This window comes from Bradyrhizobium erythrophlei (genome assembly GCF_900129505.1).
Taxonomy (GTDB): domain Bacteria; phylum Pseudomonadota; class Alphaproteobacteria; order Rhizobiales; family Xanthobacteraceae; genus Bradyrhizobium; species Bradyrhizobium erythrophlei_D.
Window position 1 is genome coordinate 2,244,239 of record NZ_LT670818.1, and the last position, 19,959, is coordinate 2,264,197.

Annotated in this window: 26 protein-coding genes; 8 read left to right on the forward strand and 18 right to left on the reverse strand. The window is 63.9% G+C overall.

Translation table 11 applies throughout. The features are described from left to right. Positions 1 to 170: 170 nt before the first annotated feature. The 4 genes from B5525_RS10610 to B5525_RS10625 form a co-directional block, all read right to left on the reverse strand. Positions 171 to 614 (reverse strand): hypothetical protein, encoded by a 444-nt coding sequence (locus B5525_RS10610; RefSeq protein ID WP_425305262.1) that lies wholly within the window; start codon positions 612 to 614, stop codon positions 171 to 173. Between the two features lie 57 nt (positions 615 to 671). Further along, on the reverse strand, positions 672 to 1,463 hold the full coding sequence (locus tag B5525_RS10615) for a hypothetical protein (RefSeq protein ID WP_079565958.1): 792 nt from the start codon (positions 1,461 to 1,463) through the stop codon (positions 672 to 674). Positions 1,464 to 1,500: 37 nt separating this feature from the next. Next, positions 1,501 to 2,106: a 3-isopropylmalate dehydratase small subunit gene (leuD, locus tag B5525_RS10620; RefSeq protein WP_079565959.1), complete on the reverse strand. Its 606-nt coding sequence runs from the start codon at positions 2,104 to 2,106 to the stop codon at positions 1,501 to 1,503. Between the two features lie 88 nt (positions 2,107 to 2,194). Beyond that, positions 2,195 to 2,593 carry a metallopeptidase family protein gene (locus B5525_RS10625; protein WP_079565960.1) on the reverse strand — a complete coding sequence of 133 codons (399 nt, stop codon included), beginning with the start codon at positions 2,591 to 2,593 and terminating at the stop codon, positions 2,195 to 2,197. Positions 2,594 to 2,788: 195 nt separating this feature from the next. On the opposite strand from B5525_RS10625, the gene B5525_RS10630 reads away from it, so the two are divergent. From B5525_RS10630 to B5525_RS45290, 3 genes are all read left to right on the forward strand, one after another. Continuing rightward, positions 2,789 to 3,121 carry a hypothetical protein gene (locus B5525_RS10630; protein ID WP_425305300.1) on the forward strand — a complete coding sequence of 111 codons (333 nt, stop codon included), beginning with the start codon at positions 2,789 to 2,791 and terminating at the stop codon, positions 3,119 to 3,121. A 111-nt stretch (positions 3,122 to 3,232) separates the two neighbouring features. After that, positions 3,233 to 3,508 carry a hypothetical protein gene (locus B5525_RS10635; protein WP_079565961.1) on the forward strand — a complete coding sequence of 92 codons (276 nt, stop codon included), beginning with the start codon at positions 3,233 to 3,235 and terminating at the stop codon, positions 3,506 to 3,508. A gap of 330 nt (positions 3,509 to 3,838) precedes the next feature. Then, positions 3,839 to 4,429, forward strand: a complete 591-nt coding sequence (locus B5525_RS45290; protein ID WP_079565962.1) for a hypothetical protein — start codon at positions 3,839 to 3,841, stop codon at positions 4,427 to 4,429. Positions 4,430 to 4,499: 70 nt separating this feature from the next. On the opposite strand, the gene B5525_RS10645 is transcribed toward B5525_RS45290, so the two are convergent. The 8 genes from B5525_RS10645 to ffh all read right to left on the reverse strand — a co-directional run bounded on the left by B5525_RS10645 (position 4,500) and on the right by ffh (position 10,425). Beyond that, positions 4,500 to 4,709 carry a hypothetical protein gene (locus B5525_RS10645; RefSeq protein WP_079565963.1) on the reverse strand — a complete coding sequence of 70 codons (210 nt, stop codon included), beginning with the start codon at positions 4,707 to 4,709 and terminating at the stop codon, positions 4,500 to 4,502. Between the two features lie 104 nt (positions 4,710 to 4,813). Then, positions 4,814 to 6,220 (reverse strand): 3-isopropylmalate dehydratase large subunit, encoded by a 1,407-nt coding sequence (leuC, locus tag B5525_RS10650; RefSeq protein WP_079565964.1) that lies wholly within the window; start codon positions 6,218 to 6,220, stop codon positions 4,814 to 4,816. A gap of 78 nt (positions 6,221 to 6,298) precedes the next feature. Continuing rightward, positions 6,299 to 6,541 carry a hypothetical protein gene (locus tag B5525_RS43750; protein WP_154073147.1) on the reverse strand — a complete coding sequence of 81 codons (243 nt, stop codon included), beginning with the start codon at positions 6,539 to 6,541 and terminating at the stop codon, positions 6,299 to 6,301. Positions 6,542 to 6,553: 12 nt separating this feature from the next. Beyond that, complete coding sequence (gene rplS, locus B5525_RS10655; protein WP_079565965.1) at positions 6,554 to 6,949, reverse strand: 50S ribosomal protein L19; 396 nt, start codon at positions 6,947 to 6,949, stop codon at positions 6,554 to 6,556. 226 nt (positions 6,950 to 7,175) lie between these two features. Next, positions 7,176 to 7,937, reverse strand: a complete 762-nt coding sequence (gene trmD, locus B5525_RS10660; protein WP_079565966.1) for a tRNA (guanosine(37)-N1)-methyltransferase TrmD — start codon at positions 7,935 to 7,937, stop codon at positions 7,176 to 7,178. 2 nt (positions 7,938 to 7,939) lie between these two features. Further along, complete coding sequence (rimM, locus tag B5525_RS10665; protein WP_079565967.1) at positions 7,940 to 8,467, reverse strand: ribosome maturation factor RimM; 528 nt, start codon at positions 8,465 to 8,467, stop codon at positions 7,940 to 7,942. Between the two features lie 20 nt (positions 8,468 to 8,487). Then, positions 8,488 to 8,823, reverse strand: coding sequence for a 30S ribosomal protein S16 (gene rpsP / locus B5525_RS10670; RefSeq protein ID WP_079565968.1), 336 nt, complete (start codon positions 8,821 to 8,823; stop codon positions 8,488 to 8,490). Positions 8,824 to 8,874: 51 nt separating this feature from the next. Beyond that, positions 8,875 to 10,425: a signal recognition particle protein gene (gene ffh / locus B5525_RS10675; protein ID WP_079565969.1), complete on the reverse strand. Its 1,551-nt coding sequence runs from the start codon at positions 10,423 to 10,425 to the stop codon at positions 8,875 to 8,877. Between the two features lie 405 nt (positions 10,426 to 10,830). Between ffh and B5525_RS10680 the strand changes: the two genes are divergently transcribed. Next, positions 10,831 to 11,823: an MBL fold metallo-hydrolase gene (locus B5525_RS10680; protein WP_079565970.1), complete on the forward strand. Its 993-nt coding sequence runs from the start codon at positions 10,831 to 10,833 to the stop codon at positions 11,821 to 11,823. 202 nt (positions 11,824 to 12,025) lie between these two features. Here B5525_RS10680 and B5525_RS10685 read toward each other — a convergent pair whose 3' ends face one another. Next, positions 12,026 to 12,733, reverse strand: coding sequence for an SIMPL domain-containing protein (locus B5525_RS10685; RefSeq protein WP_079565971.1), 708 nt, complete (start codon positions 12,731 to 12,733; stop codon positions 12,026 to 12,028). A 5-nt stretch (positions 12,734 to 12,738) separates the two neighbouring features. Beyond that, complete coding sequence (locus tag B5525_RS10690) at positions 12,739 to 13,452, reverse strand: GyrI-like domain-containing protein (RefSeq protein WP_079565972.1); 714 nt, start codon at positions 13,450 to 13,452, stop codon at positions 12,739 to 12,741. A gap of 233 nt (positions 13,453 to 13,685) precedes the next feature. Between B5525_RS10690 and dapF the strand changes: the two genes are divergently transcribed. Together dapF and mtaB are read left to right on the forward strand one after the other, a co-directional pair. Continuing rightward, the gene (gene dapF, locus B5525_RS10695; protein ID WP_079565973.1) at positions 13,686 to 14,555 is read left to right on the forward strand and encodes a diaminopimelate epimerase; all 870 of its coding nucleotides are present in this window, start codon (positions 13,686 to 13,688) and stop codon (positions 14,553 to 14,555) included. 1 nt (position 14,556) lies between these two features. Then, entirely contained in the window at positions 14,557 to 15,846 is a 1,290-nt protein-coding gene (gene mtaB / locus B5525_RS10700) for a tRNA (N(6)-L-threonylcarbamoyladenosine(37)-C(2))-methylthiotransferase MtaB (protein WP_079565974.1), read from the forward strand. A 131-nt stretch (positions 15,847 to 15,977) separates the two neighbouring features. On the opposite strand, the gene B5525_RS10705 is transcribed toward mtaB, so the two are convergent. Then, the gene (locus tag B5525_RS10705) at positions 15,978 to 16,700 is read right to left on the reverse strand and encodes an RluA family pseudouridine synthase (protein ID WP_172899845.1); all 723 of its coding nucleotides are present in this window, start codon (positions 16,698 to 16,700) and stop codon (positions 15,978 to 15,980) included. Positions 16,701 to 16,728: 28 nt separating this feature from the next. On the opposite strand from B5525_RS10705, the gene ftsY reads away from it, so the two are divergent. Further along, positions 16,729 to 17,670, forward strand: a complete 942-nt coding sequence (gene ftsY / locus B5525_RS10710) for a signal recognition particle-docking protein FtsY (protein ID WP_079565975.1) — start codon at positions 16,729 to 16,731, stop codon at positions 17,668 to 17,670. After that, positions 17,671 to 18,273 carry a septation protein A gene (locus tag B5525_RS10715; protein ID WP_079565976.1) on the forward strand — a complete coding sequence of 201 codons (603 nt, stop codon included), beginning with the start codon at positions 17,671 to 17,673 and terminating at the stop codon, positions 18,271 to 18,273. It abuts the gene before it with no gap. Between the two features lie 78 nt (positions 18,274 to 18,351). Here B5525_RS10715 and B5525_RS10720 read toward each other — a convergent pair whose 3' ends face one another. From B5525_RS10720 to B5525_RS10730, 3 genes are read right to left on the reverse strand one after another with little or no spacing between them, the layout of a single operon-like run. Next, the gene (locus B5525_RS10720; protein ID WP_079565977.1) at positions 18,352 to 18,960 is read right to left on the reverse strand and encodes a DsbE family thiol:disulfide interchange protein; all 609 of its coding nucleotides are present in this window, start codon (positions 18,958 to 18,960) and stop codon (positions 18,352 to 18,354) included. Next, positions 18,957 to 19,136 (reverse strand): heme exporter protein CcmD, encoded by a 180-nt coding sequence (ccmD, locus tag B5525_RS10725; protein WP_079573200.1) that lies wholly within the window; start codon positions 19,134 to 19,136, stop codon positions 18,957 to 18,959. The genes B5525_RS10720 and ccmD overlap by 4 nt, the downstream gene beginning before the upstream one ends. Positions 19,137 to 19,141: 5 nt before the next feature. After that, positions 19,142 to 19,873 (reverse strand): heme ABC transporter permease, encoded by a 732-nt coding sequence (locus B5525_RS10730; RefSeq protein ID WP_079565978.1) that lies wholly within the window; start codon positions 19,871 to 19,873, stop codon positions 19,142 to 19,144. Between the last annotated feature and the right edge of the window lie 86 nt (positions 19,874 to 19,959).

Sequence of the window (19,959 nt, forward strand, 5' to 3'; positions counted from 1 at the left end):
GCGAAACCCATCAGACGGATTGGAAAAGACGATGGGTTTCGCTTCGCTCAACCCATCTACTGCCCGTTAGAAAATGCCTCCACCCGCATTGTGCAGGCGGATCAGGAACAGCGCCGCCACCGCAATGACGATGGCGAGCGAAACGTGAATCCAGGCGGAACGCGAGATCTTCATTTGTGCAACTCCAGACCCAGCACATCGATCGTGGGCGCGTTGGGGCAATATTCCTCATAATGTTCGGCGGCAGTGCCGGCGGCGAATTCGCGGACGCATTCGCCCTTCTGGTGGCAGAAGGCGCAGACGCGCTCCATGTCACGCAGCACCAAAGGCTGCGTGCGCGAAAGGGCCTCTTTGTCGATCCCGAGCGCCTTGAGCATCTGCGGCAGTTCGTCCGCGGCATGCGGCCCTTGACGGACCAGTTGGCTCGGGTCGCTTGGGGAAACCCTGAGTTCGCTGGCGATGCGGACGAATTCGGCGGTGTTGAGCCGACGCAATTCGTTCAGCTCCCGGCGGTGTTTCAGCCAGTCGCTGAACGCCGTAACCAGCGTGTCGAAGACGGCGTATGGTTTGGTTGGGTGGACATGGAACACCTCCGAATGCACGAAATTGAGCACGAACGGAGGCAGGCGTTGTTGCGGTAGATCAACCGTGGGCAGCCTCGGAAGGGCTCCTTAGGGCGAACCGAACCGTTCCGTCGCCCAGGCATAAAGACTGCCGGGGATCGGTAGTTTGCTGCCGCGGCCCTTGGGCGAGATATGCAAGCCCGTGATGCCGGGATCGCTGATCAAGGCTGAAAAATCCGACGGGTCGAAGAACAGTTTTGGGTCGGCGTGAACCGCATAAAACGATTTCTTCGGCAAGGCATGATGCAATTCGCTGGCCCGGCGCGCGAGCGCGGTCAGCGCCGCCGGCCCGAAGATCGCAACGCGGATGTCGGAGAGGCGGCTCGATCCGCCGCGCCAGCGTTGCAAGGCGAAGGTCAGCCGGTGCCGCAGCGCCAGCCAGTCCGGCGTCAATTCTTCCTGCTGGATCAGGTTCGCGAACGCCACCACGATCGGATCGCCTGGGGGCAGATAGAGCACGGAATTGCCGAGTTGGCGCGGTCGCTCCCAGGCGAAATAAGGCCGGGTCTGGTCGATCTCGACCGGCTTGAGCAGCAGCACGTCGGCGTCGAGCCACAGGCCGGCGCTCTCCGCCATCAGCCGCATCCGGAAAAAATCGGAAAATTGCAAGATGGTCCAGTCGCGCCAGCCGCCGTCTTGTTGCGGCGGCCGCAATCTTTCGGAGAAGGCGTGCGGCAGGATCGCCTCGGCTTCGGCGTTGCCGACACCGTCGGGCAACCCGGCCAGCGGATCGAAACTATAGACGGTGACCTTGTGGCCGGCGGCGACCTGTGACCTCAGGCATGTCAGCCGCAGCGCATCGAGCGGTCCGTGCCAGAAGGTGACGACGTCGGGCCGCATGCGCGTCACCTTCCTCAAGCGCCTGACTGCCGTCAGGTCAGGCCCAGGCGCGCTCGGTCTTTGCCTTGGCTTCGTAGGCGTCGATCGAGGTCTTCTTCTCCATGGTCAGCCCGATGTCGTCGAGGCCGTTGATCAGGCAATGCTTGCGGAATGGATCAATCTCGAACTTCACCGTGCCGCCGTCCGGGCCGCGGATTTCCTGGCTGGCCAGATCGATGGTCAGTGTCGCATTGGCGCCGCGTTCGGCGTCGTCGAACAGCTTGTCGAGGTCTTCCTGGGTAACGCGGATCGGCAAGATGCCGTTCTTGAAGCAGTTGTTGTAGAAAATGTCCCCGAACGAGGTCGAGATCACGCAGCGGATGCCGAAATCCAGCAGCGCCCAAGGCGCATGCTCGCGGCTCGAGCCGCAGCCGAAATTGTCGCCGGCGACCAGCACCTTGGCGTTGCGATAGGCCGGCTTGTTGAGGATGAAATCCGGGTTCTCGCTGCCGTCGTCCTCGTAGCGCTGTTCCGAGAACAGGCCCTTGCCAAGGCCGGTGCGCTTGATGGTCTTCAGGTACTGCTTGGGGATGATCATGTCGGTATCGACATTGATGATCTTCAGCGGCGCCGCGACGCCTTCCAGCGTGGTGAACTTGTCCATCGATCGCACTTCTCGGTTAGAGATTAGGGAAAAGCGTTTTGCCCGCGTGGTTTATCGCGAATACCGCCGTCGTTAAAGGGCAAATTCCCTAATCCGCGTCGGCCTCTATCGCCTCCATATCCTCGTCGGACAGGCCGAAATGATGGCCGATCTCGTGAATCAGCACGTGGCGGACGATATCGCCGAGCGCCTCGTCATGTTCGGCCCAGTAATCCAGGATCGGCCGGCGGTAGAGCCAGATCATGTTGGGCAGCCGGGCAATGTCGCCGTGGCTTTGATGGGGCAGACCGACGCCCTGGAACAGGCCGAGCAGGTCGAATTCGCTTTCCGCCTCCATCTCGTCGAGCACCTCTTCGGTCGGAAAATCGTCGATGCGGATGATCACGTCCTCGCACAACTCGCGAAACGTCCTGGGCAGGCGCCCGAAGACGTCGTGTGCCATGGCCTCCATCTCGGCCAGCGAGGGTGCTTTTGCGGTCCGCCACATTTGGAGGTTTTAGCGTGGGTTCCGCGTTCATGCATGCAGTATTAACGGAATAATTGGCACGTATTCCAATCGCAAAACCACAGCCCACCTTCGGATCGAGTCCGAGGCCGAGCTTTTGCGGAATGCGCGTCTGTGGTTGACCTCGGCGCGGCAATCGGAGACCTTGCCGCCGGCAACAGCTCGATGGTGGGTGTGATGATGCGGATCGGAACGGCGGCGATATGGGTCGCTTTGGCAGGCGTTTTTTCGCTGCCGGCGTCCGGGGCATACGCGCAGGACGCGCGGCGGCAGGCTTCGCAGGCGGCGCAGCCTGCCGCGGCCGAAATCTCCGCGCAGCGGCGGTTCCGGCCGCCGCAGACACGCCTGCGCGTCCAGCCCTATTACGAACCGAACCCCGAGGGCGTCTATCCCCGGTACTACCCCGGCCGCAACGCGGTGCGCGAATGCAACGCCACCTACGTGCAGGAATACCGGCCGAGCGGCACGGTAATCGTGCCGCGCATGAGCTGCTTCTGGCGTCCGGGCTAGTTTAGCGAAATTTGCCGTCGGGCGATTGTCGGAAGCGCTGCCGTGCGGCGTCGATCCGTCCCGCGCCGCGGAGTTTGATCAAGCCACGCCTTTTGCATCGGAGAGTGTCTCATGGCGAAGCGGATCGGCGCAGCCATCCTGGCGGCCACGTTGACGCTCGGCGGCTCAGTCGCGGGCAATGCCGCGTCGGCGGTTCCGTCGCAGACCGTGACGCAAAAACCGCAAACGGGCGGACCGACCGACGTCAGCGCACGCCTCCGCATCCAGCATCAGCACCGCGCCATCCATCGGCAAACTTATCGGCCTTATTATTACGACCGGCCTGTTTACTACGCGCCGGCGCCGTTCTTCCCGTTCCTTGGGCTCGGCTACGGACCCTGGTGGTGAGGCGGGAGCCTCGTCAGCGAACGGTCAAAGTTCCGAGACGCAAATCCCTTCGCCAATAACGCGGTCGATCATCGTCAGCTTTACGATGACATGAGCAGTCATCTCCAATCCCTATTCCAAATGAGCGCGATTTTTTTGCGCTTCGCTGCGTAGGTTGAGATTGCGGCGCGCACATTCATGGCGCGTTCACGTGCCCATCTTTATTTTAATGTTGGGATCGATCGCAAATGAACCTGCCGAAGTCAGGCCATTCTCTTGGCCCGGGCTTTCGTTGCCTGAATTCAGGGAGGTCTCACACATGATCAGCATTAATTCAGGGAGGTCTCACACATGATCAGGATTTTGGATTCCGGGCGCGGCGCTGTCCGTCGTCTCGGCTTTGCAGCTGCCGCGATGCTGGCGCTGTCAACCGTTCCGCAACGCGCCGAAGCGCTCTCGCTGATCAATCCGGGTGCTGTCTCCGCGGCGAAACTTGGCGCCGACGGGCTGACGACCGAAGTCCGCGGTGGACATGGCGGAGGTGGAGGAGGTTTCCACGGCGGTGGAGGTGGCGGAGGCTTCCACGGCGGTGGCGGTTTCCATGGCGGCGGAGGTTTTCACGGCGGCGGCTTCCACGGTGGTGGCGCCGTATTCCATGGCGGCGGGTTTCGCGCCGGACCGGTCTTCCATGGCGGCGGCCATCGATACAGCGGCCTTCGCTATGGCGGCTATCGATTTGCGCACCACCATCACTTTCACCGGCGCTTCTTCTATGGCGCGTCATATTACCCGTATGACGATTACCCCTATTATTATTCGTACCGTCGCTGCCGGGTGATCTTGACCCATTACGGCCCGCGCCGCGTCTGCCACTATCGCCATTGGCACCACCACTGGCACCATCATTATCGTTACCACCGGCATCACCACATCCATTGGTAAGCGTCGAGACGTCCGCTGAAATGAAACAGGCGCCCGAAAGGGCGCCTGTTCTATCGATGCCGGGCGAGGGCTACCCCCGATCCCAGTTCTTGAATTTCCATCGCTTGATCTTCCAGGGCGTTAGAGTCTCCAGTCGCCACTGCTCCCAGCGGTCCGGCGGCCAATGACTGAGACGAGAGGTTTCCTTGACCACGGGCTCGGCGGCGGTTCGGACGACGCGACGGCGGACCTGCCGCGTCGCTTCGCTGATCATATCGACGAATTCGGACTTGTCGGACATTGTTCGACTCCTCGCGAGCTGCCAAGCCTGCCTCGAACCAGTCTGCCTCCAACACCTTAACGAGTTGCTTCGGGAACGCCTCGAGGTTGAGCGAAGGGAGAAATCTACCGCCACTCCCGGATGTCGACGAAATGCCCGGCGATCGCCGCGGCCGCCGCCATGGCCGGCGAGACCAAATGGGTGCGGCCCTTGAATCCCTGGCGGCCCTCGAAATTGCGGTTCGAGGTCGAGGCGCAGCGCTCTTCGGGCTTGAGCTTGTCTGGATTCATGGCGAGGCACATCGAGCAGCCCGGCTCGCGCCATTCGAAGCCGGCCTTGAGGAAGATCTTGTCGAGGCCTTCGGCTTCCGCCTGCTCCTTCACGATGCCGGAGCCCGGCACCACCATGGCGTTGACATGGCCGTTGACGGTCTTGCCCTCGGCAACCTTCGCCGCCGCGCGCAGATCCTCGATCCGGCCGTTGGTGCAGGAGCCGATGAAGACGCGATCGAGCTTGATGTCGGTGATTTTTGTTCCCGCCTTCAGGCCCATGTAGTTCAGCGCGCGGTGCTTCGACAGCCGCTTGGCCTCGTCGGCGATCTCATCGGGGTCGGGCACGAAGCCGGTGATCGACACCACGTCCTCGGGCGAAGTGCCCCAGGTCACGATCGGCGGCAGTTTTGCGGCATCCAGCCTGATCTCGTGATCGAAATGGGCGCCGTCGTCGCTTCGCAGCGTATCCCAGTAGCGCATCGCGGCGTCCCAGTTGGCGCCCTTCGGCGCCTTCGGGCGGCCCTTGAGGAATTCAAACGCCTTTTCATCGGGCGCGATCAGGCCGGCGCGGGCGCCGCCCTCGATCGACATGTTGCAGACCGTCATGCGGCCTTCCATGGACAGCGCACGGATGGCATCGCCGGCGTATTCCAGCACATAGCCGGTGCCGCCGGCGGTGCCGATCTCGCCGATGATGGCCAGGATGATGTCCTTGCCGGTGACGCCGTCGGGCAATTTGCCGTCGACGACCGCGCGCATGTTTTTCGCCTTTTTCTGGATCAGGGTTTGCGTCGCCAGCACGTGTTCCACTTCCGACGTGCCGATGCCGTGCGCCAGCGCACCGAACGCGCCATGCGTGGAGGTGTGGCTGTCGCCGCAGACGATGGTGGTGCCGGGCAGGGTAAAGCCCTGCTCGGGGCCGATGACGTGGACGATGCCCTGACGCTTGTCGAACTCGTTGTAATATTCGATGCCGAATTCCTTGGCGTTATGGGCCAGTGCCGCGATCTGCTCGATGCTTTCAGGGTCCGGATTGGGCTTCGAGCGGTCGGTAGTCGGAACATTGTGATCGACCACGGCCAGCGTCTTCTCCGGCGCGTGAACCTTGCGCCCCGTCGTGCGCAGGCCTTCGAAGGCCTGCGGCGAAGTCACCTCGTGGACGAGGTGGCGATCGATATAGAGCAGGCAGGTGCCGTCATCGGCTTCGTGCACCAAATGGTCATTCCAGATCTTGTCGTACAGCGTGGTGGGTTTGGACATGAGTGTGAGCCCTCGAGGAAATTTGCGTGAGCAGGAAAGCGCGGTTACGCGCGAAACAGTCGAGATATCGGCGCGGCGTCAGAGCGCGCGCGAAAGTTCCGAGGTCGCCGAGGTCGCGAACCGTCCGAAAAAGCGGCCGGGCAGGCGGCTGCGATCGTCGATCACGATCCGTGAGACGATGAGGCAAGCGATGCTGGTCTGATCTGGAACCATTGGGTTTTCTACCACAGCGTCGGCCATCGCGACAATCAATCGATAGCTAGATAGGTATGGCGCAACAAAAAAGCGCGGGGTTGAGCCCGCGCTTTTCGTCAAATCCATGGTGCGCGGCGATTACTCGCCGACGGCAGCGGCAGTGGCAGCCGGGCGATCGGACTTCTTCTCGACGATGCGGGCCGACTTGCCGCGCAGGTTGCGCAGGTAATAGAGCTTGGCGCGGCGCACCTTGCCGCGGCGCACCACCGTGATCGAGTCGATCATCGGCGACATCACCGGGAATACGCGTTCCACGCCTTCGCCGTAGGAAATCTTGCGAACCGTGAAGCTCTCATTGAGCCCGCCGCCGGAGCGGCCGATGCAGACACCTTCATAGGCCTGCACGCGCGAACGGTCACCTTCGACGACCTTGACGTTGACGATCACGGTGTCGCCGGGGCCAAAATCCGGAATGGTTTTGGTGGCGGCCAATTTGTCGAACTGCTCTTTTTCGAGCTGTTGAATAAGGTTCATCGCAAAATCTCCATCGGCGGCGCGCCCCAGCCGCCAAGGCACGGGCTGCGCGGGTGTTCGTTATCCTGTAGCGCGTATTCCGCAAAGGTGGACACCGGTTTTGCGGAAAGAATACGCGCCACTCAAAAAATCGAGCATTTTCTTGCGGCAAAACCGGAATGCCACTTTGCCGGAAAATGCTCGGTGCGCGGATTTGGCGCTCGTATACGGCAAAGGCGGCGGCTTGTCACCCTTCCGTCGTGTTTTTTGGGCGTTTTTGCCGAGGCGCGGACGGGGCTTGCCTGGCGGCCCAGAGGTCCGGCCGCCGGGCCCGGGTCAGGGCCTCGGCCTCGGCCTGCCGCCAGGCCGCGATCTTGGCGTGATCGCCGGACAACAGGATTTCCGGAATGGTGCGGCCCTCGAAGTCCTGGGGGCGGGTATATTGCGGGTATTCCAGTAGTCCTTCGGAAAAGCTCTCCTCGGCCCCGGAAGCCGGCTTTCCCATGACGCCCGGCAACAGCCGGACACAGGCATCGATCACCGCAAAGGCAGCGATTTCGCCCCCGGACAGCACATAGTCGCCGATCGAAACCTCTTCGAGCCGGCGAGCCTCGATTACGCGCTGGTCGATGCCCTCGAACCGGCCGCAGACGATCAGGGGGCCGGGCCCGGCGGCGAGTTCCCTAACCCACGACTGGGTCAATGGCCGACCCCGCGGGCTCATCAATAGCCTTGGTCGATCCCTTGGACGGTCGGCAGCACTATCCGCGGCATCGATCGCAGCCGCCAGCACGTCGGCCCGCAGCACCATGCCGGGTCCGCCCCCGGCCGGCGTATCGTCGACGCTGCGGTGGCGGTCGGTGGCGGAATCCCTGATGTCGCGCGCCTCCAGCGCCCACAGGCCCGACGCCAGCGCCTTGCCGGCAAGGCTCGCGCCGAGGGGGCCGGGGAACATCTCCGGAAACAGGGTGAGGACGGTTGCTCGCCAGGGGATTATCTCGGCAGCCATGCTCAGTCGTCCGCACTGGAGGGATTGTCGCCCTCGATTTCGTCAGGCATTTCGATCACCACGCGTCCGCCTGGGACATCGACCATCGGCACCACGGCATTGGTGAACGGCAGCAGTAGGGTCGACCCGCTGGGCGGCGCGATCTCGATGATGTCGCCGGCACCGAAATTATGGATGGCGATGACGCGGCCGAGCGGTTCATTGGCGGTATTCACCGCGGCAAGCCCGATCAGGTCGGCGTGGTAATATTCATCCTCATCGGTGTCGGGCAGTTTTTCCCGCGCGACATAGAGTTCGATGCCGTTGAGACGCTCGGCCTCCTCGCGCGTGGCAACGCCTTTCAGCGTCGCCACCAGATGGCCCTTTGCCTCGCGCGCGCTCGTGACCTCGAACTGACGCGCGCCGTCTTTTGTCACCAGCGGACCGTAGGCCTTCACCGCCAACGGGTCTTCGGTGAACGTCCACAGTTTCAACGCGCCGCGCACGCCATGCGCGGCGCCGATCCGGGCGACGCAAATCGGTGCTGCCACTGTCGCAGCCCCGTTACGCGTCAGGCCGTCTTGGCGGCGGCTTCGGCCTGCGCCTTGCGCTCCTTGCGCGGCACGGCCCTTTCCGGATTGTTGCGGGCGGCACGTTTCACGACGCCGGCGGCATCGAGGAAGCGCGTCACGCGGTCCGACGGCTGCGCGCCCTTGGCGAGCCAGGCCTTGACCTTGTCCATGTCGAGCTTCAGCCGTTCGGCGTTGTCCTTCGGCAGCAGCGGGTTGAAATGGCCGAGACGCTCGATGAAGCGGCCGTCGCGCGGAAAGCGGGAGTCGGCGACGACGACGTGATAGACCGGACGCTTCTTGGTGCCTGCGCGCGCGAGGCGGATAACGACTGACATTTTGGTCTCCTTTGAGGTGTCTGTTCGAATGGTTGAGTGAATTGATCGCGATTATTTTTTCTTGCCGAGGCCGGGGAAACCGCCGAGGCCCGGCAGGTTCGGCTTGCCGCTCAAGCCGGTGAGGCCAGGCAGATTCGGCAGGCCCTGCCGCAAGCCTGCGGGAAGATCCTTCGGCAGCGCGGGCATGCCCCCGGGACCTGCGCCACCGGGCATTTTTTCGGTCAGCGCCTTCATCTGCTCGGGCGAGGGCGTGCCGCCGCCAAAGCCCATCGCCTGGGCGATGCCGGCCATCGGGCCGCGCTTGCCGGAGCCCATGGCCTTCATCATGTCGGCCATGTTGCGATGCATCTTCAGGAGCTTGTTGAGGTCTTCGACCTTGCCGCCGGCGCCCGCGGCAATGCGCTTCTTGCGGCTGGCTTTGAGGATATCGGGATGCTTGCGCTCCTGCCGCGTCATCGAATCGATCAGCGCGACCTGGCGCTTCAGGATCCTGTCGTCGATGCCGGCGTTGGCAATCTGGTTCTTCATCTTGGCGATGCCGGGCATCATGCCCATCAACCCGCTGATGCCGCCCATATTGGCCATCTGCAGCAATTGCTCGCGCATGTCCGACAGGTCGAACTGGCCTTTGCGCATCCGTTCGGCGGTGCGCGCCGCCTTCTCGGCGTCGATATTGGCGGCGGCCTTCTCGACCAGCGACACCACGTCGCCCATCCCGAGGATGCGTCCCGCGATCCGGCTGGGATGAAAATCCTCCAGCGCGTCGGTTTTTTCACCGGTACCGATCAGTTTTATGGGCTTGCCCGTCACCGCGCGCATCGACAGTGCAGCGCCGCCGCGGCCGTCGCCATCGACCCGCGTCAGTACGATGCCGGTCAGCCCGACGCGCTGGTCGAAGGATCGCGCCAGATTCACGGCGTCCTGGCCGGTCAGGGAGTCCGCGACCAGCAGCACTTCATGCGGATTGGCGGTGGCTTTGATCTCGGCCGCCTCCGTCATCATCTCTTCATCGAGCGTGGTGCGGCCGGCGGTGTCGAGCAGAACCACGTCGTAGCCGCCGAGCTTTCCGGCCTCCAGCGCGCGTTTGGCGATCTGGGTCGGCTTCTGGCCGGCGACGATCGGCAGGGTCGGGATATCGAGGTCGCGCCCGAGCACCGCGAGCTGCTCCATCGCCGCCGGGCGATAGATGTCGAGCGAAGCCATCAGCACCTTGCGCTTGTCGCGCTGGGTCAAACGGCGGGCGAGTTTTGCGGTGGTGGTGGTCTTGCCAGAGCCTTGCAGGCCGACCATCATGATCGCGACCGGCGGTACCGCGTTGAGGTCGATGGTCTGGCCGTCGGACCCCAGCATGGCGACCAGTTCGTCGTGGACGATCTTGACCACCATCTGGCCGGGGGTCACCGACTTGACGACGGTCGCGCCGACCGCCTGTTCGCGAACGCGATCGGTGAAGCTGCGGACGACATCGAGCGAAACGTCCGCCTCGAGCAGCGCGCGGCGCACCTCGCGCATCGCGGCATCGACGTCGGCTTCGGACAGCGACCCGCGCCCCGTCAGCCGATCGAGAATGCCACCAAGCTTTTCCGACAGATTGTCGAACAATGCCGTTGTTCCTTGCCTAGGCGCTGCGTCAGTCACCGCCGTCATACCCCGCGAAAGCGGGGTATCCAGTACGCCGCAGCTTCTCGGCTCAAGCGAGCTGCTCTGGGATACTGGATCACCCGCTTTCGCGGGGTATGACGACCACTTTACTATCTCGGCATAGTGCCGAGCCGATCAACCAAACACTTTCGCGCCCGAGGGCGCATCGCGCTGTCGGGCGTTAACCTCCGGCCTCAGGGACCGGGCGGCGGGTCGAAAAGATGAGTCCTTCCGATGAATTCCGCGGGTTAAACCCCCGCGAGGCCCAAAAGTCAAGGAAAGTCGCGGCCCGATGGCGGCTTCGTGAAGCCCGGTACCCGGTGTACCCCCTTGCGAAGGTGGAAGTTTTTGGGACCAATCGGGTCCATGAGCTCAGCAGACAATACCTATTCCGGCCCCGTTTCCGATCACTTCGACGGCCGGCAGTTTTTCGATCCCGATGGCGCGCCGCCCAAATCCCTTCGCGAGGTGCTGCGCTGGCAGTTCAGTCGCGACCGCCAGCGCCAGGTCTGGCCTGAATGGGCGCCGAGCCCGCATGCCGACACCCCGCCGGCCCGCGTCGACGGCGGCAAGGTGCGGCTGTCGTTTGTCGGCCATGTCAGCTGGTTGATCCAGACCGCGGGGCTGAACATCCTGGTCGATCCCGTATGGTCGGAGCGCGCCTCGCCGGTACGCTGGGCCGGACCACGGCGCCATAACGACCCCGGCATTGCCTTCGACGCGCTGCCACCGATCGACGTCGCGCTGGTGTCGCATGGTCATTACGACCATCTCGATATCGCCACGCTGTCGAAACTCTCGGCAAAATTCTCGCCGCGGGTGATCACGCCGCTCGGCAACGACGTCGCCATGCGCCGCGCCGACGACAAGGTCAGGGCCGAACCGTTCGACTGGCACGACCGCGTCGACCTCGGCAATGGCATCGCGGTAACGCTGGTGCCGACCCGGCACTGGACGGCGCGCGGGCTGTTCGACCGCAACAAAGCGCTGTGGGCGAGTTTTGTACTGGAGACGCCGGCCGGCAAGATCTACATCGTGTGCGATTCCGGTTATGGCTCGGGCAAGCATTTTCGCGATGTCGGGCAAGCGCACGGCCCACTGCGCCTGGCGATATTGCCGATCGGCGCCTATGAGCCGCGCTGGTTCATGCGCGACCAGCACATGAATCCGTCGGATGCCGTGAAGGCGCTCGACGATTGCGGCGCCCAAGCCGCGCTGGCGCACCATCACGGCACGTTTCAGCTCACCGATGAAGCCATCGACGCTCCCCTTACCGCGCTGCATGCTGCGCTGGATGACGCGAAGATCCCGCGGGAGCGGTTTGTGGCGCTGAATCCGGGGCAGGTATTCGAAATCTAGTCGCCGTCCCGGCCAAGCGAAGCGCGAGCCGGGACCATAACCACCAATCTGAATTATTGGAAAAGACTCGACCAACGGCTTCGCTTAGCCACGGAAGCCGGTGGTTATGGATCCCTGCTTGGCGCCTTCGGTAAAGCTTCGGCGGCCCACCGTCATGACCCCCGGCGAAGCCTTGGCGTAGACGGGTCGCAGGGACGACATTCTACGGCCCCGCCTGCTTGATCGCCCAGGACACGCTCACCGTCACCTGCAGCGTCTCTTCGCCCTGGGCGACCGGTGTCGGGGACACCGCCATGCCCGCGGCCATCTTGCGAAAGGGCATCGGGCCGGGGGCGCCTTGCTCGGAGATGTCGAGCGGCGCGCCCAGCGTGACGCCGGCGGCCTTGGCATAGATCTCGGCCTTGCGGCGGGCATCGGCGACAGCCTGTCCGCGGGCGTCATCCAGAAGCTTTGACGCGTTGGACACGGAAAAACCGATGCCGCCGATATTGGTCGCGCCGGCGCCTACCAGAATATCGATGGTGCTGGCGACCTTTGGGATGTCGTGCAATCGGACGGTGACGCGATTACTGGCCTGGTAGCCGACGACGGGAGACGGTCCGGGGCGGTTTGGCGCGTATTGCGGTTGCAGCGACAGCCGCGAGGTCTGGATATCCTTCTCGTCGATGTTGGCGGCCTTCAGCGCCAGCAACAGCTTGCCCATCGCCGCGTTGTTGGCATCGGATGCGTCGCGCGCGGTCTTGGCGTCCGAGGTGACGCCGGCCTCGATCTCCGCCCGATCCGGCGCCACCGATATGGTGGCTTCGCCGCTGACGGTGATCATCGGCGGCGGCATGGTCTGCGCCAGTGCAGGCGTAGCAAGCAACACGCTCGCGAAAATGGCGGCGGCGGGCGGAGTGCGATGTCCCATAAATCTCATTTCAGCGGCACGTAGACGTTGATGACCAGCTTGTCTTCCGCGGTCTTCAGGGGGTCGGTGAGGTATTCCTCGATAAAAGTGTCCTTGGCTTCGAGCTTCTTGTCGTCGAGGTGATTGGTGATGGCCTCATAGGTGTTGTCCATGTTGTCGTAGGACCCGCGATGGACGAATTTCAGGGCCTTGCCGTCGGGCGATTTGCCCATGCTCATGGCCTTGGTCAGGTTTTTCGGCTCCTGATCGACAGGGATTTCAGCCAGGTAGGTGAACCCGGTATCGTCGGTGGAGGTGTAGACGATCATCGCGTTGCCTGACGCCTTGATGCCCTGCTTGTCGAGCAGCGCGGAAAGCGACTTGAAGGAATCGATCAGGGTGTCGAACGCCGAATCCCAGTTGGCATTGCCCTTGAGGACGACGACCGTCTTGGGCTCCAGCGTGATCTGCTCGCCGAAGGGGTCGGCGGTTTGCAGCGGCGCGGCGGCGGGGGGCGTCGCGGGGGTCTCGGCGGCCGCCGGCGGGCTGGCGGGTGCCGGCGACGGGCTCGCGGCCGGAGCCGGGCTTGCCGCGGGAGCCGGGGTTTCCGAGGCGGCAGGTGCCGCGGGAGAGGCCGCCGGCGCCGGCGATTGCGCCAGCGCGTTGCCAAGGCCCACCGAAATCGCTGCGATCGGGATCAGCGCGAGCATGACAAGGCGAAACGAGCGGCGGCAAATCATTCGGTCTTCTCCAAAGCCTTAAATTCTGGCGGCGGCCCGCCCATGTGTCCGGGGTTGAGGTTCCGGTTCACGCCGGCGAGGTTGCCGCCATGCTAACACGCAGGCGCAGCTTTCGTCCCATGAGAGTTATTTCATGGGGCTCCCATGCAGGCAGGGGGCGTCGACACAGATTCACCACACTGGCCAATCCGTCGTCATTCGCCATATAAAGCAGGCGGAGTTCAGGGAATGCCATGAGCGCGCTCGCCAACCACAGCTTCACCAAGATGAATGGCATAGGCAACGAGATTGTCGTGGTGGATCTGCGCGACAAGTCCGCCGCCGTCACGGCCGAGGAGGCGCGCGCCGTGGCCTCGCCTGCCGGCGTGCCTTACGACCAGCTGATGGTGCTGCAGCCGCCGCGTCTGAACGGCACCGAGGCCTTCATCCGCATCTACAACAATGACGGTTCGGAGGCCGCCGCCTGCGGCAACGGCATGCGCTGCGTGGCGCGGCGGCTGTTCGAGGCCACTGGCCAGACGGCCGCCACCTTCGAGACCAAGGCCGGGCTATTGAATTGCTGGCAGGGCGCCGACGGGCTCTACACCGTCGATATGGGTCCGCCGAAATTCGGCTGGAAGGACATTCCGCTGGCGGAGGAATTTCGCGACACGCGATCGATCGAATTGCAGATCGGGCCGATCGACGCGCCGGTGCTGCACACCCCGTCGGTGGTCAGCATGGGCAACCCGCACGCGATCTTCTGGGTCGACGACGTCAACGCCTACGATCTCGGCCGCTTCGGGCCGCTCCTGGAAAATCATCCGATCTTCCCGGAGCGCGCCAATATCACGCTGGCCCATATCGTCGATCGCGACCACATCACCATCCGCACCTGGGAGCGCGGCGCCGGTCTGACAAAGGCTTGCGGCTCGGCGGCCTGCGCCACCGCGGTGGCGGCGGCCCGGCTGAAGCGCGCCAACCGCGTCGTCCAGATCGCGCTTCCGGGCGGCGAACTCGCCATCGAATGGCGCGAGGGCGACGACCACGTGCTGATGATGGGGAGTGCGACCTTCGAGTATGAAGGCCGTTTCGATCCGGCGCTGTTTTCCTCCGTCGCCTGAGATGAGCGTCGAGATCGTCACCTTCGGCTGCCGCCTCAACGCCTTCGAATCCGAGGTGATTGCGCGGCAGGCTGAGAGCGCCGGGCTGACCGACACCATCGTGGTCAACAGTTGCGCGGTGACCAATGAAGCCGTGGCGCAGGCGCGGCAATCGATCCGGCGGCTGAAGCGCGAGCGGCCCTCGGCCCGGATCGTGGTCACCGGGTGCGCGGCGCAGACCCAGGCCGGGATGTTCGCTGGCATGGCCGAGGTCGATCGCGTGCTTGGCAATGACGACAAGATGCGCGGCGAGGCCTGGCGCGCCGCGCGCGTCGCGCTGGACGGCGCGGCGAAATTCGGCGTCGAAGCCAGCGAAAAGATCGCGGTCGCCGACATCATGGCCGTCAGGGAAATGGCGCCGCATTTGCTGGAGGGGTTTCAGAAGGGCCTGCCGCGGGTATTCGTGCAGGTGCAGAACGGCTGCGACCACCGCTGCACCTTCTGCATCATTCCCTATGGCCGCGGCAATTCGCGGTCGGTGCCGATGGGCGCGGTGGTCGAACAGGTCCGCGCGCTGGTCGAGCGTGGCCATGCCGAGATCGTGCTGACCGGCGTCGACCTCACCAGCTACGGCGCCGATCTTCCGGGCGCCCCAAAGCTCGGGCAACTGACAAAACAGATTCTGCGGCATGTGCCGGAATTGAAGCGATTGCGGATATCATCGATCGATTCCATCGAGGTCGACCGCGACCTGCTCGATGTAATCGCGGACGACAAGCGGCTGATGCCGCATCTGCATCTGTCAATGCAGTCCGGCGACGATTTGATCCTGAAGCGGATGAAGCGGCGGCACTCGCGCGCCGATGCTATAGCGTTCTGCGCACAGGTGCGGCGCTTGAGGCCGGATATCGCGCTCGGTGCCGACATCATCGCGGGGTTTCCGACCGAAACCGAAGAGATGTTTTGTCAATCGCAGGACCTGGTGGAGGAATGCGGCCTCACCTTCCTCCACGTCTTTCCCTATTCACCGCGGCCGGGCACGCCGGCGGCGCGAATGCCGCAGGTTAACGGCAATGAAATTCGCGAGCGCGCCAGACGGCTGCGCGCAACGGGTGAAGCCAGCTTGCAGAAGCGATTGGCGTCGGAGCTTGGGCATACGCGGCAGGTGCTGATCGAGAGCGCCAGTCAGGGGCGTACCGAGCATTTTATTCCTTTTGCCATCACAGGCGAAACGCCGGGCGCGGTGCGGGCGCTTGTGATTACCGGAAACGATGGTGCGCGGCTGACCTCAGACGGTCGTCGCCCGGCTTGACCGGGCGATCCAGTACGCCGCGGCCTCTCGGTTGATCACGAACGTCTCTGGAATGCTGGATCATCCGTTTTCGCGGATGACGACAACGGTGGTTGTGGCCAGAGCGGCAGCGCGCTCGCAAATGACGAGCTTCACTCCCCATTCCATCCGCACACCCTGAGCCGCTCCTGCAGATGAGCCGGCGCCGGTGCCACCACGCGCACCGGGTCCTTGTTGCGGGATATCGGGATCACGATCTCGCGGGAATGCAGATGCAGGTGCGGTTCGCCGAAACGGGGACCGTTGCCGTAGATGTTGTCGCCGAAAATCGGCCAGCCCATGGCGGCGCAGTGCACGCGCAATTGATGGGTGCGGCCGGTGACCGGCTCCAGTGCGAGCCAGGTCAGCCCGTCGCCACGTCCCAGCACCTTCCAGTTGGTGACGGCTTTCTGCCCTTCCGGATCGGGCTTCTGCCACCAGCCGCGCTCGGCGTTGAGGCGGCCAAGCGGCATGTCGATAGTGCCCTCGTCCTCGGCCGGGCCGCCCTCGACCACCGCCCAATAGGTCTTTGAAATCTTGCCATGCTTGAATAGCAGGCCGAGCGACGCGGTTGCCTTGCGATGGCGTCCCAATACGAGGCACCCGGAAGTATCGCGGTCGAGCCGGTGGGCGAGAACCGGCGGGCGCGGCAGGCCGAAGCGCAAGCCGTCGAAGGAGGATTCCAGATTGGCGCCGCCGTTGGGGCCGCGATGGACCGGCAGCCCGGCGGGCTTGTCGATCACCAGCATCAGCCCGTCGCGATGGAGCACGCGGGCCTGGATTTCCTCCGCGGTCAATTCGGGAACTTCGGTCAAGCGTTCGAGACTTTCGCTCATGGCGCGAAACCGCTAACACAGCCCCGCCATGAACGACACTCCGGAAACGACAAAACTGAGCTGGTGGCGGCGGCTGTCCAGCGGCCTGAAGCGCACCTCGACTTCGCTCGGGACGGCGGTGGCCGATCTCGTCACCAAGCGCAAGCTCGACCGCGCCATGCTTGAGGATATCGAGGACGTGCTGCTGCGTGCCGATCTCGGAACCGAGGTGGCCTCGCGCATTTCGGCGGCGGTAGGCCACGGCCGTTACGACAAGTCGATCTCGGCCGCCGACGTAAAATCGGTGGTCGCGACCGAAGTCGAGAAGGTGCTTTCGCCGGTAGCAAAGCCGCTTGCCGTCGACGAGACCAAGAAGCCGTTCGTCATCCTCGTGGTCGGCGTCAACGGCTCCGGCAAGACCACCACCATCGGCAAGCTGGCGGCAAAACTTTCCGCCGAAGGCCGCAAGGTGATGCTGGCCGCCGGCGACACCTTTCGCGCCGCCGCGATCGAGCAGTTGAAGATCTGGGGCGAGCGCACCAAATCACCGGTCATCGCGGGCGCGCAGGGTTCGGATTCCGCGAGCCTGGCCTTCAACGCGCTGACGGCGGCGCGTGAGGGCAAGCTCGACGTGCTGCTGGTCGACACCGCCGGCCGGCTGCAGAACAAGGCCGAGCTGATGAACGAGCTTGAAAAGGTGGTTCGCGTCATCAAGAAGGTCGATGCCTCCGCGCCGCATGCGGTGCTGCTGGTGCTGGACGCCACGGTCGGACAGAATGCGCTGTCGCAGGTCGAGGCGTTCCACCGTACCGCGGGCGTTACGGGCCTCGTCATGACGAAACTCGACGGCACCGCGCGTGGCGGCATCCTGGTGGCGCTGGCGGAGAAACACAAACTGCCGGTGCATTTCATCGGCGTCGGCGAGGGCGTCGACGATCTCGCTGCCTTCACCGCGCGGGATTTTGCCCAGGCCATCGCAGGGATTGAATAAATGGACAAAACGACGCCGCATCCACTGCTCAAGCTCTTGACCGAGCTTGGTCCGCTCCTGGTGTTTTTCGGCGCCAACGCCAGGTTCGGCCTGTTCGCCGCCACCGGCGCCTTCATGGTAGCGATCGTGGCCGCGATCGTCGCGTCCTATGTGGTGACGCGGCATGTGCCGCTGATGGCGTTGGTTACCGGCGTCGTCGTCATCGTGTTCGGCACGCTGACGCTGGTGCTGCACGACGAGACCTTCATCAAGGTCAAGCCCACCATCATTTACGGCCTGTTCGCCGCGATCCTCGGCGGCGGGCTGTTGTTCGGCCGCTCCTTCATCGCGATCATGTTCGACCAGATGTTCAACCTGACGCCGCGGGGCTGGCGCATCCTCACCGCGCGCTGGGCGCTGTTCTTTTTGGGAATGGCGATCCTGAACGAGATCATCTGGCGCACCCAGAGCACCGATTTCTGGGTCGCCTTCAAGGCGTTCGGCGTGATTCCGCTGACCATGATCTTCGCGATCGCGCAGATGCCGCTGACCAAGCGCTATCATCTGGAGCCGGCGTCGCTGGAAGCGAGCGACGCGGCGGAGGGGGATGTGAGCAAGGGCTAAGCAGACAAAGGCAAAAATTAATTTGAAACGAAGTGTGTTCAGCCGGCTCGCATCGGCAGCCCCAGGAGTTACGGGGGTCTACGACCCCGCCTTGAGCGCCTTGTCGATCTCGACCTTGAGCACGGTGTTGATATTATCCGATGTCACCGGGCCGACCATCTTGTAGACGATGGTGCCTTCGCGGCCGACGATGAAGGTCTCGGGCACGCCATAGACGCCCCATTCGATCGCGGCGCGGCCGTTGCCGTCGACGCCGACGAAGCCGTAGGGGTTGCCGTAGCGGCCGAGGAAGCGCCGCGCATTGTCGGGGGCGTCCTTGTAGTTGATGCCGATCACCTGCAGCCGCTTGTCGCGGCCAAGCTGGGTCAACAGCGGCGCCTCATCGTGGCAGGGGATGCACCACGAAGCCCAGACGTTGACGACGCTGACCTTGCCTTTGAAGATGGCCGGGTCGAGCCCCGGCACCTGTGCGCCGCCATCGACCAGCCCCGCCAGCGGCGGCAGCGGCGTCTGCGGCGCCGGATGGCCGATCAGGGCCGAGGGGATATGCGAGGGATCGCCGGTGCCTAGGCGGAACCAGAACAGCGCGACCAGCGCCGCGAAGGCGATCAGCGGCAGCGCCATCAGCCAGGATCGGCTTGAAGTCGGGCGCGCCGGCGGAGTACCGCTTCTCGATGTCTCGCTCATTTCATATCCACCGCGCTGCGCCCGGAACGCCTGACCACGCCCGACGCGTCGAGCTCGCGCAGGCGCGACTTCTGGCGGCGATAATCGATTGCGATCCAGGCAATAAGAACAAGCACCACTGCTGTGACCAGCACATAGGAGGTCACGATGAAGGAAGTGTAGGGACCGAGCCACATCGTGTTCACGCCGATCGCCGGCTGGCTTGCATCATCTGCAAGCTGCGCACCCGGCGGCGCAGGATTTCGTTGCGCATCGCCGCCAGATGCAGCGTGAGGAATAACAGCGAGAACGCTACCGCCATCACCAGCAGCGGGATCAGGAAGGCGCGATCGAGCGCGGGCCCGCCCATCCGCAACACCGACGACGGCTGGTGCAGCGTGTTCCACCAGTCGACCGAGAACTTGATGATCGGCAGATTGATGGCGCCGACCAGCGTCAGCACCGCCGCGGCACGCGCGGCGCGGGAGGGATCTTCAACCGCCCGCCATAGCGCGATCAAGCCGAGATACATCAGAAACAGGATCAGCACCGAGGTCAGCCGCGCGTCCCATTCCCAATAGGTGCCCCACATCGGCCGGCCCCACAGCGAGCCTGTCACCAGCGCAAGAAACGTGAAGGAGGCCCCGATCGGGGCGGCGGCCTTGGCGGCGACGTCCGCGAGCGGATGCCGCCACACCAGCGTGCCCAGCGAGGCCAGGCTCATCACGCCCCAGACGAACATCGAAAGCCATGCATTCGGCACGTGGATGAACATGATCTTGACGGTGGCGCCCTGCTGGTAATCGTCCGGCGCCATGGCCGACTGGTAGAGACCGATCGCCAACAGGATCGCGGTTGTGCCCGCGAGCCAAGGCAAGACGCGCGCGGTCAGCGTCAGGAACCGGGTCGGGTTGGCGAGATCGATCAGCGTCATGGCACCCTGTTAATAGTCGTGGCCGCCAGAGGCAATCCGCATGAATGCGCTCCGCGAGAGTTGATCGAGGTCAAGTGATCCCAACG